Origin of the sequence: Paenibacillus violae, from assembly GCF_032461945.1 — a bacterium.
GTDB classification, from domain to species: Bacteria; Bacillota; Bacilli; order Paenibacillales; family NBRC-103111; genus Paenibacillus_E; species Paenibacillus_E violae.
Window position 1 is genome coordinate 1154708 of sequence record NZ_JAWCUD010000001.1, and the last position, 15803, is coordinate 1170510.

Here is a 15803-nt window from a genome sequence, read left to right on the forward strand (position 1 = left end):
CTATGATGGGAAAGTTACCTATTACGGAATGAAGGTGTAGAAATGAGTACATTAACAAAAGCAATTCTACTAGCAGCCAAAGCGCACGACGGTCAAACTGATAAGGGCGGAAATCCTTACATTTTGCATCCCATTCGATTAGCAAGTAAAGCCAAAACGACGGAAGAATCCATTGTAGCTGTCTTACACGATGTCGTTGAGGATTCAAATATGACCTTATTTGATCTGAAAAACGAAGGATTTAGTTCAAACGTCATTGCAGCTCTGGATTGCCTGACTAGGAGAGCGGATGAAAGCTATGAAGGATTTATTAAACGAATTAAACTAAACCCGCTTGCCTCGAAGGTGAAGCTTCTGGATCTGGAAGATAACTGCGATATGAGCCGAATTCCGCAGCCCTCAGAAGCTGATTATGCAAGAATTGATAGGTACAAAAAAGCGATAGCTGAGCTCAAGTTTTAGATGCGCAGAGCACTCCATTCCATTGGGAATGCGAGTGTTTTTTTTGTCTTTTTTTGTCGTAAAAAGAAATAAAAATTCACTATGTTATTTGTGCAATAAAATAAAGTTTCAAAATCTATTGACCCTCCAATTCTTTTTCAATAGTATAAAAACAAATAGTCATTCTAATGATTGGAAAGAAGGATGACAACTTAACAGGGGAGGGGCGATCGAGATGGCCATTTCTAAGGTGCATAAGTTCCGATTAGCCCTTTTTTGGCGGCTTTTCACCAACTATTTCATTGTGATTTTGATTCCTGTTATTGTCGCCAGTATCCTTGCTCATGTGCTTGCCGTCCGCACGATTGAGAAAGATGCCGAAAAGCTCAATGATGTCGTGATCAGCCATTTTTCCAAGCAAACCGATACAGCCTTAGATTCACTCAAAACCAATATGATCAACATGCTCAGTTCATCTAATGTAACAGGTCTGCTAAGGGTTGTTGACGATTCAAGGGAAAATCAGCAGCGCTCGGATCAGTTTCATGCCCTCAGAGAGCAGTTAATGAAGCTTCAGTCGGATAAATTGGTGTCTAAGGTTTTTTTATATTTTGCCAATCATGACCTGGTAGCGGATGTCGACATTTATACGGACAAATCGTACTACTTTACGATGACTTATCCGCTTGATGAGCAGCAGAAGGCTGAATATCTCGCCCATTTTACAGGTAAAAAAATGATGGATATCATAGACTCGAGTACGCTCGGCATGTCAGCCGTTATGAGTTATCCGTTTAATACGGAAACTCCGGAAGTTTATTTGGTCGTGCATTTTGATCAGGACAAATTGAAAGAACAAATTTCAATCCCTGAGAAGTGGGTCACAGGTACGGCGATTGCTACTAGCCAGGGCGAAATTTTGAATCAGACCAGCCTGACGGATAAAGAGGTTAAAGCGGTGCTGGAGCATACGCGCTCGAAGGTTATTGAATCTCAATTCCTTGTCACAGATGAAATCGCCATGTCACTTGTGAAATCCCGGTTCAACGATGCTTGGTATTACGTGACCATCGCCGATCTTCGTACCTTGATGAAACCCGCTTATATGACAAGGTTGATTAGCTGGGGATTTCTAGTCTTTTTTCTCGTTGTGGGCAGCGTTGTGTCGTATTATTTAAGCCGTCGGTTGTATCGGCCGATTCAAGAAATATCCAATGAAAATAAAGAGCTGTCACAGCGAATGAACGGCATGTTCCCCTTGATGCAGGAGCTTTTTATCACCAAAATTTTGCAAGGGGAATATCAAGACGAGCTGTCCATCGCTTATTATGCGAAGGAAATTGATTTTACCTATGACAAGCAGGCTATGCGCACGGTGCTGTGCATTGCTTTTCACTACAACTCGGAGGTGTATGACCGGCTGTCGGAGACGACGAAGTCTTTCATGTTCGTGGAGATCAAAGAATTGATTCGCAAATCCACCCCATCCATGGTCTGGCTATGTCAAACGAAACCGGATGTGTTAGCCTGCGTGGTTACCCATGATTCGTTCCTGCATTTAGGTGCGGAAGAGGCTGCGGACATTACGAAATTGGTGCTGGAGTCATACAGCCAATATTTCAAAGCAACGATCGGCATCGGGAAAACCGTGAACGCCGCAGAAGAGCTGCATGAATCGTATGAGCAAGCGTTAGCTGTCCTGCAGAATCGTGGATTGGATGCCGATGTGGAAATATGCCGCGGACCGCTTGTAGGGGAACGTACGCAGTGGGAAAGCTTTTTATCCGTCCAGGAAGTGAACCGAATTTTCAATCAGCACAAAACCAAGGAATATGAGCGATTGTTGGAGTCAGTGCGTGAGAAGCTAGAGGAGGGGAAACTTAAACAAGCAACCGCTATGCAGGTCAAATATTTAAGTACGGACGTGCTGAATACATGGATTCGTGCGGTAGAAACCGAGCACAACGATTTTAATGTGCCATTTTTTTCCGGCTTGTACGATCGGCTGCATAGTTGTATGACGTGGGATGAATTGGATCAATGTTTCTCTGACATTCATGGCGTTTTATTCCGAACGGAAGAACCCGATCAGCGCACACAGCAGTTTTCGGAGATTCTGGATTATATTCATGAGCATTATAACGAGGAGCTTTCGATTGAATATTTTGCAGGGCTGCTCAACATGTCGAACGGGCATTTCAGCCGAACGTTTAAAGAGGCGGTGGGCGAGAAGTATGTGGAGTACATTGCCAAATACAGGCTTATGAAAGCGAAGCAATTATTGCTGGAGACTGATATGAAAATCGATGACATCGCGGAGAAAGTGGGTTACTGGGGCCGTAATTCGTTTATTCGAACTTTTCGCAAATACGAAGGCATCACACCGGCGAAATATCGCACGATGCATCATTAAGGATGGAGACTTCATTTTTTCCGAAGTCTCTATTTTTTCTTCCAGCACCGAGAAACCGCCGAGAAACCGCATAAAATCGGGCTTGTAAAAAAAGAGACACAAGGTAATTATGCGATCTTTACGCGAATGCCCCGCTCTCTGTATAGTAAGGCCATCAACTTCCGAAAGGAGGAGGGGGGAGGCAGTATGCAGCAGCGTAATGGAATGTGGTACGTTTTGAAGAAACATAAAGCGCTATATTTGTTAATGCTGCCGGGGATTTTATACTACATCATTTTCAAGTATGTGCCTATGTACGGGGTCGTCATTGCCTTTCAGGATTATTCGATCGGCAGAGGAATTTTGGGCAGTAAATTTGTAGGGTTTAAACACTTTATTGAATTTTTTTATGTCAATCCGGATTCATGGAAACTGATTCGCAACACCATTATGTTAAATGTGTATGACTTGCTGTTTCATTTCCCGGCGCCGATCATTCTGGCCATCTTGTTTCACGAATTAAAGAATAAAATGTTTAAACGCATCGCACAAAGCATCAGCTATATGCCGCACTTTTTATCAACGGTCGTTATAGCGGGAATTCTTGTCACGTTTCTGTCGCCGCAAACCGGCATCGTTAATTTCTTGCTGGTGAAGGTATTTGGCATGGAGCCGATTCTATTCCTCGGGCTGCCTGAATGGTTCAGAGCGATCTATGTCTCCTCGGAAATCTGGCAAAAAATCGGGTGGGGAACGATTCTTTATTTGGCGGCGATCGCCGGGATCGATCCGACATTGTATGAGGCGGCGAAAATGGATGGAGCGAACCGTTATCACCAGATGCGCCATATCACCTTCATCGGTATGGTTCCCGTGATGATTATTTTGTTCGTTCTGACATTAGGTCATTTTATGGAAACGGGGTTTCAGAAAATCTTGCTGTTATACAACTCCATGAACTACGAAACCTCCGATGTGATTAACACTTTCGTCTATCGGCGCGGGATACTGGATGCGGACTTCAGCTTCGCAACAGCAGTAGGGTTATTCCAGTCTGTCATCGGTCTCATCCTAGTTATCGGCGCAAACCGCATCGCTAGAAAACACTCAGAGACAAGCTTGTGGTAAAGGAGGAACGCTATTGAAAATTAAACAGTCAACAGCCTCCGTCATTTTTGACACATTGAATTACGCCGTTATGATCCTTCTTATGATTGTAATGATTTATCCGCTTGTCTATGTGTTTAGTGCTTCGATAAGCGACAATGCGCTGGTTTCAAGCGGTGATGTCCTGCTTTTACCCAAAAAAGTAACGCTGGTCGCCTACAAACAGTTGGCAGCAAATTCAGATCTATGGATCAGCTACTGGAATACGATCCGTTACACAGTCGTTCATGTCATTCTGACGTTGATTACAACGGCAGCTATGGCTTACCCGTTAGCGAAGAAATGGCTGCCCGGACGCAAATTGATCTTGATGTTGGCGGCATTCACGCTGCTGTTCAGCGGAGGCATGATCCCCACGTTTCTCGTTGTGCAAAAGCTGGGCATGTTGAATTCCATCTGGGCCATCGTTCTGCCTTCGATGATCAGCACATGGTATTTATTCATCATGCGGACGTTTTTTGAAGCTTTGCCGGAAGAGTTGGAAGATGCCGCAACGATTGACGGCTGTTCCTCTCTGCAGGTGCTTTTGCGAGTTGTTATGCCGCTATCGATGCCAGTGATGGCAACAATCGGACTATTCACAGCTGTAAACCAGTGGAACGCTTTCTTCGATGCCCTCATTTACTTGAACGACCGCTCTATGTATCCACTGCAAATTATGCTGCGCAACATCCTAGTAGCAGGAACGACGATTCAGGGAGAAGGCGATATGAGTCTGCTGCAAACTATGAAGTACGCCATCATTATGATGGCTACGCTCCCGATCCTGTGTGTGTATCCGTTCATCCAGAAATATTTCGTTCAGGGTACGATGATCGGCGGTATTAAAGGGTAAGATCGGAATGCGAATGCGACTATAGCTAGTAATGACGTTTTTCAAACAGCCTTTTAAACACATTGGGGAGGTTTTTTCATGAAAAAAAGAACAGTTGCAGCAGCAGTATCAGCCGTTATGCTTTCCAGCTTGGTCGCAGGTTGTACGAGTGGGTCAAAAGATATGCCCGTATCCGGGGATGGCAAAAAAGCAGAAGAGTCCAAGAAGCCGATCACCTTTTCCTGGCTGGCTTATGACCGTCCCGAAGGGAAAGTACGTCAAGATTGGGAAATATTCAAAGAAATCGAAGCAAAAACCGGCGTGAAAGTGGAGTTTCAAGTGGTCAGTCAGGAAGGTCTGAAAGAGAAGAAACAGATTATGATCGCGACCAATGCGGTTACTGACTTCATTCAGGTAGATACATTGGAAGGCAGACAGCATGGGCCGGATAAAGTGTTTCTGAATCTGAAGGATTACATGGATAAAGCCCCGAATATGAAGGCGTTTTTCGATAAATATCCGGAAGCTAAGGCTGTTGCAACGGGAGCCGACGGAGGAATTTACACCGTGCCGGTTATCGAGGGCGATGCCGAAGGCAAAGGGTTCAACTTTATTTGGTATACGCGTAAGGACATTATGGATAAATACGGTTTGAAAGCGCCGACCTCGGTGGAAGAATTTTACCAGTTCCTGAAAACTTTGAAAGAAAAACAGCCGGATACATACCCATTGATCAATAACGCAATTACAGGCGATACAGGGTTATTCACGACATTCGGCAGAGCCTTCACAGGCATTCACGGCTTCTATAACGTTGATCCGGCTACGGATAAATATGCTTTTGCACCTTACCACAAAGGGTATAAGGACTCTTTGATTTTCCTCAACAAACTGTATAACGAAAAATTGCTGGATCCTGAATTCTCGATGATCACGCAAGCGCAGTGGGAGGAACGGATTCTTAAGGGCAAATCGTTGGTTACCTTCTTCTGGAAGGCCGATCTAGAGACGCTTATGGATAAAGGACGTAAAGCAGGAATTGCCGATTACACGCTGGATGCGATTCCGCAGTTCGCTGCCAACGGAATTAAGAACTATCAGTTCTCGCGTTCTGTTGTAGGTGCCACGGGTCGCGCGATTTCCGCCAAGGTCAAAGATAAAGACAGAGCCGTTCAATTCCTTGATTACCTGCTCAGTGAAGAAGGTTCGAATTATCTATCCCTGGGAATCGAGGGCAAAACCTATACGAAGTCAAACGGCGTGCCTGTGTATAACAAGGATTTCGGTGCGTCGCCATTTACAACACTGCGGAAAGATTGGGGCGTCTGGTATGACATGATTACGCTGGACAATGCCAAATCCCGCGCGGTATGGGAAAGCGGTTTAAGCGATAAGAGCAAAGCGATTAACAAACTATATGAACCGGTTATTATCCCAGCACCGAAACAGATTGTTAAAACCAGTGAAGAGTTGGAGCTGGAAAAATCGAAGCTGAACAATTTGAACAAGTATTTGGAACAAAAGCTGACTGAATTCGTGTCCGGTAAAACACCGATCAACGATAAAACGTGGCAAGAATTTATTGATCAAACGAAAAAGCTGGGCGCCGACGAACTGCTGAATATGTACAATGCTTCTTACACGCGCACATACGGCAAAAAATAATAGCACTGTTACTGCAAGGAGGCTCATTCACCCAGAACGGGCCTCCGAAATGGAGGGATGATGGATGGCCGAAAAGATGAAGGTCATTGATGTGGATGTCCACAACGAGCAGAACGATTCCGATTTGCTGCCGTACTTGGCTGAGCCTTGGCGCTCACGCGTTGCAGCTACCGGAATCGGATATTCCGGTTCCGGTTACTACTCGCCGGTTGGCGTCATGAAGAAAGACGCCATTCCGCCGGGCGGGGGTAAAGCGGGCTCTGACCCGGATCTGATGATCAAACAGCTGCTGGAAGGCTATAACGTCGAATACTGCATATTAACAGGCGTTGTGTATAACATTTCAACGACGCATGATGCGGATTATGCAGCGGTAATCTGCTCAGCCTATAATGATTATTTGGCCGCTGAGTGGCTTGGCAAGCATAAGGCGTTTAAGGGCGCTTTGGCTGTCGCTACGCAGGATCCATATCTCGCTGCAAGAGAGATAGACCGTATGGGAGGACATCCCGACTTCGTCGAAGTGATGATTTCCAGTGCGGCGCGCGCGCCACTCGGCCAACGGCAGTTTCATCCGATTTATGAGGCGGCTGAACGCAATGGTCTACCTATCGCGCTGCATCCCGGAGCGGAGGGCGGTGGTGGTTCAACAGCGCCTACGGCGGCTGGATATCCTTCCCGTTACATTGAGTGGCATACGTGTCTATCTCAAATGTTCATGGCTCATCTCGTGTCGATGGTCTGCGAAGGGGTATTCGAGAAATTCCCTCGACTGAAAGTCGTGTTGACCGAGGGTGGCATTGCCTGGCTGCCGCATCTGATGTGGAGGCTGGATAAGAACTATAAAGCGCTGCGCTCCACAGTCCCATGGCTTAAGAAGATGCCGAGTCAATACATCCGTGAGCATTGCTATTTGACGACGCAGCCCATCGAGGAGCCGGACAATCCGCAGCACTTGATTGATTTATTCAATATGATCGATGCAGAGAATATGATCCTCTATTCAAGCGATTATCCGCATTGGGATTTCGATTCACCCGATATGATACTGCGAAGATTAAAGCCCGAAGCCAAGAGGAAAATTTTTTATGAAAACGCCAAAAGCTTATATAACCTGTAATGGATGGAGGAGCTTATGACGGTACATTATGTGCTTGATGTAGACGAAGTTCCCGAAGGAGGGCACGCCGTCGTCACCATCGAGGGAAAAAGTATCGGTGTTTACCGGATTAAAGGTGCCTTTTACGCGATCAATAATTATTGTCCGCACCAAGGTGCGCCCATGTGTGCCGGACTCGTCTCTGGAACGACGCTCCCTTCAGACGTCTACGAATATGAGTATGGTAAAAAAGGGGAGATCTTGCGCTGCCCTTGGCATGGCTGGGAATTCGATATCCGAACCGGCAAGTCGCTGTTCAGCGAGAAGATTTGGTTGAAGACGTTCGAAGTCAGCGTACTTGACGGCAGAATCGGCGTTCAATTGCAAAGAACGTAATAATCGTGAAGATAAGGGATCGGAGAGGGCTGAAGCAGCCTTTTCGGTCCTTTTTTTTATCCAAAGATTTTCGCAGGAAAAGCAAGCACATGAAGCGAATGAAGTTCCATACAAATCGTATCCATAAAGGAGTCCATCTCATGAATTTATTAATTGTGGAAGACGAAGTTCGCCTCAGAAATGCGCTGGCCAATAACATTCCATGGGACAAACATGGGATTGAAGTCGTTGGGCAAGCAGGGAACGGAGTGGAAGCGCTGCGGTTCATCGACCGTAAAAAGCCGGAAATCATTCTGCTCGATCTGCAGATGCCGGAGATGGATGGGTTAACTTTGGCGAAACAGCTTCGTCAGAGCGATCCTTTGTTGAAGATCATCGTGCTAAGCGGGCATGATGATTTCGCTTATGCGCAGGAGGCGCTTTCCATAGGAGTCATGAAATACTTGCTGAAACCGGCTGGCGACGAAGAAATTTTGGAGACGGTACTCGAAGCGGCCGAGAAGCTGAGATCAGAACTGGAACAGCGCCATAACGAGGATGAGCTGAAACAGAGATGGGAGCAGCATCTTCCTTATTTGGTGAACGACTTTTTGCAAGGATGGCTGAAAGGTAAATTCGAGTTGTGGGAGATTGAACAGCGAAGCAAGTATCTTCAAATGAATATGCTGAAGGGCGCGCAATTTGCAGTGGCTGTTGTCGATATGGACCCGCTGCCGGACACGGAAACCCGATTCAGCAGAAAAGATATGTCCTTGCTCCAATTTTCACTGGGAAGCATTGTGCAGGAATATTTGCAGTCTACTCCTTGCTGGGTTGTGTCGGATTATGCGGGTTATACGGTTGTCGTGTATAAGCTATCAGGGGATGAAGCCCCGAAGGAAGCCCTGCAAAGGATAAATGTGTTGACGGAGAAGCTGCTTTTTACCGTCCTAAGCTGCCTCAGACTTACGGCGAGCGCGGGAATTAGCGGGACGATAGGCGGTTGCGAGGATCTGAATAAGCTGTACGTACAAGCTGTACGGGCGCTGCAGAATCGGATTATGCTGGGTCACGATCTCGCTATCCCCTATCAGGAAGTACAAGGAAGAGAGCCGGAGTTCGTGCTGCAGCCGAATTTGGAGAAAGCGCTGGAGATCGCTCTTGAAACGGGAGAGGAGAATAAGGCGGCTGATATGCTCTCTGCACTATGGGAGGGAGGCATGGCCAAAGCGGAAACCATCGAGGAAATTCATGAGCATATTTTATATTTCGAAAGCCTTTTTGTACGTATGATTCAAAAGCAGGGATGGTCCGTACGGGAGGTCGCAGGAGAAGATTATGTTTATTTCCACAATCACCGGGAGCTGATGGTCAAAGAGCAAATTTTAATTTGGCTGCAAAGAATGATCAAAGCTTATTTAACCTATGCCAGAGAACGTCGAAAATCAACAAGCCATGATATGATCAAAACGATTTTAAGCCTCGTGGAAAATGAAATCGATCAGGAGATGACGCTGCATGCCGTAGCTGATCGGCTGTATGTCAATTCCTCTTATTTAAGCCGTTTGTTCAAGCAGGAAACCGGGAAGGCCTTTTCGACCTATGTGATGGAAAGAAAAATGGAACGGGCAAAGGCTACGCTGCAAGAAGGCGTTCGCGTTTATGATGCAGCTGCGGCCGTAGGGTACCGGGATGTGAGTTATTTTACAAGAGTATTCCGTAAATATTGGGGGGTAACCCCTGGGGAAATTCGTTCATGATTCCTCTTCATTTCTGAATAGAACCTTCTCCTTTATCGGAGGAGGTTTTTTTGTTCCACTTGTGAAGCCGTGACTCGATCGAGAAGTACTGAAAGTACCAAAACAAGTAATATTACTCTAATTCGCAATAAATCGGCGGATGATACACTAAATCTATAACTGACAGACAAGAAGGAGCGGGCAGCTTGAGAGAAACTACCGCAACGGAGGATACCGTCATGCTTACATCAAATAACGCAAAAAAGAGCTATGCACGGCAATTGTGGATCGATATCCGAAAGGATTGGGATCTATATCTGGCTCTAATTCCAGGTATCGCATTTCTGCTGATTTTTAAATACACGCCGATGTACGGGATTATCATTGCTTTCAAGGATTTCAATATTTTTGAAGGCATGGCCGCAAGTCCTTGGGTGGGATGGAAGCATTTCGAGAAATTGTTGTCCTCCGATAGCTTCTTGCAGGTATTTCAGAATACGTTAGCCATCTCGATTTATAAAATCGTCTTTCTTTTTCCGCTTCCGATCGTTATCGCCATCCTTCTCAATGAATTAAAGAATATGGCGTTCAAGCGAAGTGTCCAAACGGTTATTTATTTGCCGCATTTCCTCTCATGGGTTATTGTTAGCGGCTTGTTCATCGATTTACTTTCCACCAATGGCGGAATCGTCAATAAAATGATCGTCGCTATGGGCGGCGAACCCGTTCGTTTTTTTCTGGACAGCCATATCTTCCGTTCTGTTCTGGTGTCCTCCGCAGGTTGGAAGGAGACGGGCTGGAATACGATTATCTACTTGGCTGCTCTTGCCAGCATCGACCCGGGACTCTATGAATCAGCGAAAATCGATGGCGCCAACAGGTGGAAGCAAATCCTCCATATTACACTTCCCGGTTTGCTGCCTATCATCTTGCTGATGTTTATCCTCCGCCTTAGTTATGTTTTGGAAGCAGGGACGGAACAAGTTCTCGTTTTGTACAACCCGAGCGTATACAACGTAGCTGATGTGATAGGCACCTATGTATACCGGGTCGGTTTGGGTGAGCAGGATTACAGTTTTTCAACTGCTGTCGGCGTGTTTGAATCAGTGGTTGCCTTTATTTTAATACTTACCGGAAATCATTTGGCTCGAAAGTTTTTTGGACGTGGGATTTGGTAAACGGAAGAAAGGAGGCAAGTCATGCAAATGAATCATTCTTTGAAATCACCGGTCACCAAAGCTACAAGCGCAATCCGCACTTCTCTAAGCGAAAAAGTGTTTACCGTACTCAACTATGTGTTCTTTATCTTATTAGGACTTTCGACGATATTTCCATTTGTTAATCTGATCGCGAAATCGCTCAGCAGTGAGGCAGCCGTTGTTTCGGGCATGGTATCTCTATATCCCATCGATTTTCAAATAGGGACCTACCGGTATGTTGCCAGCAACGCGATGTTTCTTAACGCATTCACGATTTCAATCACGGTGACGTTGATAGGATCTCTGCTTTCCTTATTCATGACAACGCTGGCCGCATATCCGCTCTCGAAGCCAAGGCTGAGGGGCCGTAAGTTTTTTATCCTCCTCTATTTATTCACGATGCTGTTCAGTGGCGGTTTGATCCCAACCTATTTGCTCATGCACACCCTACATTTAATCGATAAACTACCAGTGCTCTTTCTGCCATATATGATTAACGTGTATAACATGCTGATTATCAAAAATTATTTCGAGGGCTTGCCCGACAGCCTGGAGGAATCCGCGAAAATTGACGGTGCCAGCAATATGACGATTCTTTGGCGCATTATTTTGCCGTTATCGCTGCCCGTGCTTGCGACGATCGGTTTGTTCTATGCGGTTACTTACTGGAACGATTATTTTACTTCCTTGATTTATATCAATTCAGCCGATATGAAACCACTCCAGCTGTATTTAAAAGAACTTTTCGTCTCTTCCACGGATGCATTTCTGCGTACCAATGTGGATGCCTCGCTGAATGTATCACCGCAATCGATTCAAGCCGCATCGATTATTCTGGCTACGCTTCCCATCGTGATCGTTTATCCTTTTTTACAGAAATATTTTGTTAAAGGCGTGCTGGTTGGTTCAGTTAAAGGTTAAATGCCGCAAGGCTAGCTGGAACTACTCGAAGGGTGGTGGTGGGCAAGTCGAGGGGACCTTTCATTTTGCAGGGGAGAAGGCATTGTTTGAGATATGAATAAAAGGGAGGCACATGCATGTTAAAAAAATGTTTAACTGTACTGTCGATCACAACTTTGGCGGCGTCTTTGGCCGCATGTGGAGGAGGGGCTTCGTCCGGTACGGCGACACCATCTACTTCTGGGGCTCCTGCCACAACCGCAAGTGCCAATGCAGCCAAGCCAGAATTCAAAGCGCTTCTGCAATACGCGCGATTTGATCCAAACGCGGAAGTTGTGGCGAAGTTCCTGAATGAGAAAACAGGCTACAAAGTCACGTATGACATGCTGCCGGTTGAAAATCCAGACGACAAACTGAATTTGCTTATGGCGAATAAAGAGCAATATGCGTTCATGCTGCTCACGGGTCCACAGTATTCAAAACTGGCTTCCTCAGGCGCCTTGGAACCAATTGATGAGCTGGTCAACAAATACGGGACCAATATGAAAAATGTGATTTCCCAAAATTCGTGGAACGGGGCTAAGCTAAACGGCAAAATTTACGGTATCCCGCAAACGGGATCAGGAACGGTCGTTAATTCGGCGCTAATCATACGACAAGATTGGATGGATGAGCTGGGACTTAAGCCGCCAACGACGCGCGATGAACTGTACAATGTGATGAAAACGATTAAAGAAAAGAAAAATGTCATGGCCATGTCAGGTGGTAAAAGCCCGCTGCTTCCTGAAGTACTACCGACCTTCGGTCTAACCATGATACAATCAACGGTAACAACGGGTTGGCAGGATATAAATGGAAAGCTCGTGAATACCGTTGAAAATCCGAATATGAAAAAATATTTGGAGTTCATGAAAAAACTTTACTCCGAGAAATTGATCGACCAAGAATGGTCGCTTAACCAAGCGAATAAAGTCATCGAAAATTTTACAAGCGGTAAGACAGCGATCATTTCAAATGGTTATTTTAATGCGCCAACGGTTCAAAACGCTTTGCTTAAAAATTCGCCGAACGCCAAAATTGCCAGTCTGCCTTACCTCAAGGGGGACGACGGCAAAGTTCAAGTCATGGCTAGTGCAGGAATCAGCTTTTACGTAGGAATTCCGAAGTGGGCGGAGAAGAAAGATGAGATCATCAAATATTTGGATTTGAAGTTGGACAAAGATATTCATAAAGAAGCGAGTATTGGCAAAGAAGGCGTTCATTATAAAGTAGAAAATGGAAACTATTACCCGATTCTTCCGATTTTTAATGATCAATACAACAACGCTTCTTCGTTCCTGACTGGTGTAGATGAGAAAAACTATCCGATCTACTGGCAAGCACGCGTGCGCAAAGATCCCATTTTGACGGATGCGTTTAATAAAAATCAAGAAGCTGCAAAAGGGAATATGGTCGTTGATCCCCTTGCCTTTGCACCACCGCTTGAGGCTATCGGCAAAAATAGCCAGAAGCTGCAAAAGCTGATGGAAGACACCTTCCTGAAGTACATCACGGGTGCTGAACCGCTTGAAAACTATGATAAATTCTTGGCTCAGTGGAAAGCCGACGGCGGCGACGATATGACGAAAGCGGCCAATGAATGGTACGCAGCGAACAAGAAGTAAGAAGAGGCATCCCCTGTGGTTCTTCCACGGGGGTTTATTTCTGGAAGGAGTGACAAGAGATGAAAAAAATCGGATTTATTGATTATTATTTGGATGAATGGCATGCGGAGAAATATCCGGAGTGGATAGAAACCGCATCCGAAGGCAGAATGAAAGTCACCTATGCCTACGGTATGACAAATCTCGAAGGCAAACTGAGCAATGCGGCTTGGTGCGAGAAAAAAGGCATTCAGCTGCTCGATTCCATTGAAGCCGTCGTCGAGCAAAGTGATTATTTGATCGTGCTGTCACCGGATCATTCCGAGTTCCATGAGGAGCTTTCGCAGCTTCCTCTTCAATCAGGCAAGCCGACCTACGTCGACAAAACCTTTGCCCCGGACAGGGCTGCCGCCATCCGGATGTTTGAGCTCGCAGAGCAGCATGGGACGCCAATGTATTCGACTTCGGCGTTGCGGTTTGCTGCGGAGTATACGGAGCTTAACATGGAGGGAATTGAGTCCATTTGCGCTTTGGGTCCTGGGAGCTTTGAAACCTATGCGATTCACCAGGTTGAGCCAATCGTTGCGCTCATGGGAACGGATGTGCAACGTGTGATGTGGACGGGCACGCCGAACGCGCCGTCACTAGTCATTGGGTTCACAGATGGACGCCAGGCTACTATCAACCATTATGGGCCTAACTGTCCGTTCAGCATGGCCTTGCGATCCGAGCAGGGGGAGTCGCAATTTCTGAAAATTGATTCCAATTTTTTCGGGGCATTTATTGCGAATCTTGTCCGTTTTTTTGAAACGGGAGTTCCTGCCGTTCCACGTGAGGAAACGATTGCCATCGCTGTTATTTTGGAATATGGCAAAAAGGCTGCGGCATTACCGGTTCAGTGGGTGGATTTGCCGTAGTGAGCGGAAATACTCGTCCAGTGGGAACTACAGGGCACTATTTCGGTGAAAACGAACATTTTCCACGAGTAGGAGGAACTACGATCCGCTATTTCCACGGTTTTACTGAAAAAGCATGCTAGGGAGCCGAGATAAGACCCTGTAGTTCCGCTCCGAGAGGAAAAAGCTCGTTTTCCTCGAAATAGAGACCGCCAGTTCCCTTCACAAATTCCTGGCGGCGTTCCCCGTCAAAAAAAGCATCCAACTCCCTCCCGGCAGGAGGATACGGATGCTTTTTCACGTTTATTCAACCTTTATTCAGGCTCTCCGGATGGAATTTCATCCAATTCTCTCTCTAATTCCAGGTTGACCTTCTCATCACTTCTTTCCTTTGCCTAGAAGCTTATTTCTTTTCCTAATCTGCTGGATTCATAGATGCCGCAAAGAATTTTCATCATCTCAACGCCGTCCTGCACAGGCGAAAGAGTTTCCTTTTTACCTTGGCATACTTCAACGAAGTAATTAATTTCTTGCTGGAAACCGGCGACAAAATCGAAGGAGAGATTATTGATCTGCGGTGTCAGGTTTAAAATCGTATCGTATTTCTCAGTCACGATAGACAGCTCAGGCTCCAATTCTGCGCCTCCTTTCTCGCCGTAAAGTTTAACCGTAAGCTCATCTTCCTTGGCGTGAAGCGTGAAGCTGACATCAACAAGAATGGAAGCTCCATTTTCGAAACGAATTAACGCATTTGCCATATCCTCAACGGTATTGTGGGTGGAGTCATAATCGGCCGCTTTATAGAAAGCGAGGTTTTTCACGTTGGCACGATTGCCAAGCTTGTTATACGTGTTACCGGAAACGGATTTGACCTTCGGCCGTCCCATAAGATACCAACAAAGATCAATCACATGAACGCCGACATCAATAAGCGGCCCGCCGCCTGAACGTTCCACGTCGGAGAACCAACCGCCCGGGTTGCCCAGACGGCGGATACAGGAAGCTTTGGCATAATAAATCTCACCTAATTCTCCATGATCCAGAAAAGATTTGACGATACCGGTATTCGAAGCATATCTGCGGACAAAACCAACCTGCAGCGTTTTTCCGGAACGATGAACCGCTTTTTCAACAGCTAACGCTTCTTCCACAGTTTTGCAGAGCGGTTTCTCCGTGAGCACATGTTTGCCTGCCTCAAGCGCAGCGATGGAAATAGGAGCATGGCTGTTGTTCCACGTGCAAATGCTTACCGCATCTATAGCCGAGTCAGCAAGTAGCTCTTTATAATCCGTGAACACACGGTTAATGCCATATTTCTCGGCTTTCGCTTTTGCGCGCTCTTCATTCAAATCGCAGATGGCGTATAGCTCAACATCCGGATTGCCCTGATAAGATCTTAAATGCATTTCAGAAATGGAGCCAGCTCCGATTACAGCGACTTGTAATTTGCTCATCGTAAAAAGCACCTCATCT

Annotated in this window: 14 protein-coding genes; 12 read left to right on the top strand and 2 right to left on the bottom strand. The window is 46.0% G+C overall.

Translation table 11 applies throughout. The annotated features are described in order from the left end of the window. The first annotated feature begins 42 nt into the window (after positions 1-42). The 12 genes from RQP52_RS05210 (at position 43) to RQP52_RS05265 (ending at position 14351) form a co-directional block, all read left to right on the top strand. Positions 43-462 (top strand): GTP pyrophosphokinase, encoded by a 420-nt coding sequence (locus RQP52_RS05210; protein ID WP_315949883.1) that lies wholly within the window; start codon positions 43-45, stop codon positions 460-462. 214 nt (positions 463-676) lie between these two features. After that, entirely contained in the window at positions 677-2854 is a 2178-nt protein-coding gene (locus RQP52_RS05215) for a helix-turn-helix domain-containing protein (protein WP_315949884.1), read from the top strand. A 186-nt stretch (positions 2855-3040) separates the two neighbouring features. Beyond that, positions 3041-3961 carry an ABC transporter permease gene (locus RQP52_RS05220; protein WP_315949886.1) on the top strand — a complete coding sequence of 307 codons (921 nt, stop codon included), beginning with the start codon at positions 3041-3043 and terminating at the stop codon, positions 3959-3961. Positions 3962-3974: 13 nt separating this feature from the next. Beyond that, positions 3975-4835 (top strand): carbohydrate ABC transporter permease, encoded by an 861-nt coding sequence (locus RQP52_RS05225; RefSeq protein ID WP_315949888.1) that lies wholly within the window; start codon positions 3975-3977, stop codon positions 4833-4835. A gap of 78 nt (positions 4836-4913) precedes the next feature. After that, positions 4914-6479, top strand: a complete 1566-nt coding sequence (locus RQP52_RS05230) for an extracellular solute-binding protein (protein WP_315949889.1) — start codon at positions 4914-4916, stop codon at positions 6477-6479. Positions 6480-6543: 64 nt separating this feature from the next. After that, positions 6544-7599 carry an amidohydrolase family protein gene (locus RQP52_RS05235; RefSeq protein WP_315949891.1) on the top strand — a complete coding sequence of 352 codons (1056 nt, stop codon included), beginning with the start codon at positions 6544-6546 and terminating at the stop codon, positions 7597-7599. 15 nt (positions 7600-7614) lie between these two features. Beyond that, positions 7615-7974 (top strand): Rieske (2Fe-2S) protein, encoded by a 360-nt coding sequence (locus RQP52_RS05240; RefSeq protein ID WP_315949892.1) that lies wholly within the window; start codon positions 7615-7617, stop codon positions 7972-7974. Between the two features lie 140 nt (positions 7975-8114). After that, complete coding sequence (locus RQP52_RS05245) at positions 8115-9713, top strand: response regulator transcription factor (RefSeq protein ID WP_315949893.1); 1599 nt, start codon at positions 8115-8117, stop codon at positions 9711-9713. A gap of 218 nt (positions 9714-9931) precedes the next feature. Further along, positions 9932-10870 (top strand): ABC transporter permease, encoded by a 939-nt coding sequence (locus RQP52_RS05250; protein ID WP_315950389.1) that lies wholly within the window; start codon positions 9932-9934, stop codon positions 10868-10870. 27 nt (positions 10871-10897) lie between these two features. Next, a complete protein-coding gene (locus RQP52_RS05255; RefSeq protein ID WP_315950390.1) occupies positions 10898-11812 on the top strand; it encodes a carbohydrate ABC transporter permease in 915 nt (304 codons plus the stop codon). A gap of 116 nt (positions 11813-11928) precedes the next feature. Further along, positions 11929-13455: a type 2 periplasmic-binding domain-containing protein gene (locus RQP52_RS05260; RefSeq protein WP_315949895.1), complete on the top strand. Its 1527-nt coding sequence runs from the start codon at positions 11929-11931 to the stop codon at positions 13453-13455. 59 nt (positions 13456-13514) lie between these two features. After that, positions 13515-14351, top strand: a complete 837-nt coding sequence (locus RQP52_RS05265; RefSeq protein WP_315949897.1) for a Gfo/Idh/MocA family oxidoreductase — start codon at positions 13515-13517, stop codon at positions 14349-14351. Between the two features lie 118 nt (positions 14352-14469). On the opposite strand, the gene RQP52_RS05270 is transcribed toward RQP52_RS05265, so the two are convergent. Then, complete coding sequence (locus RQP52_RS05270) at positions 14470-14631, bottom strand: hypothetical protein (RefSeq protein ID WP_315949899.1); 162 nt, start codon at positions 14629-14631, stop codon at positions 14470-14472. A 94-nt stretch (positions 14632-14725) separates the two neighbouring features. Continuing rightward, positions 14726-15784 (bottom strand): Gfo/Idh/MocA family protein, encoded by a 1059-nt coding sequence (locus RQP52_RS05275; RefSeq protein WP_315949900.1) that lies wholly within the window; start codon positions 15782-15784, stop codon positions 14726-14728. Positions 15785-15803: the final 19 nt, after the last annotated feature.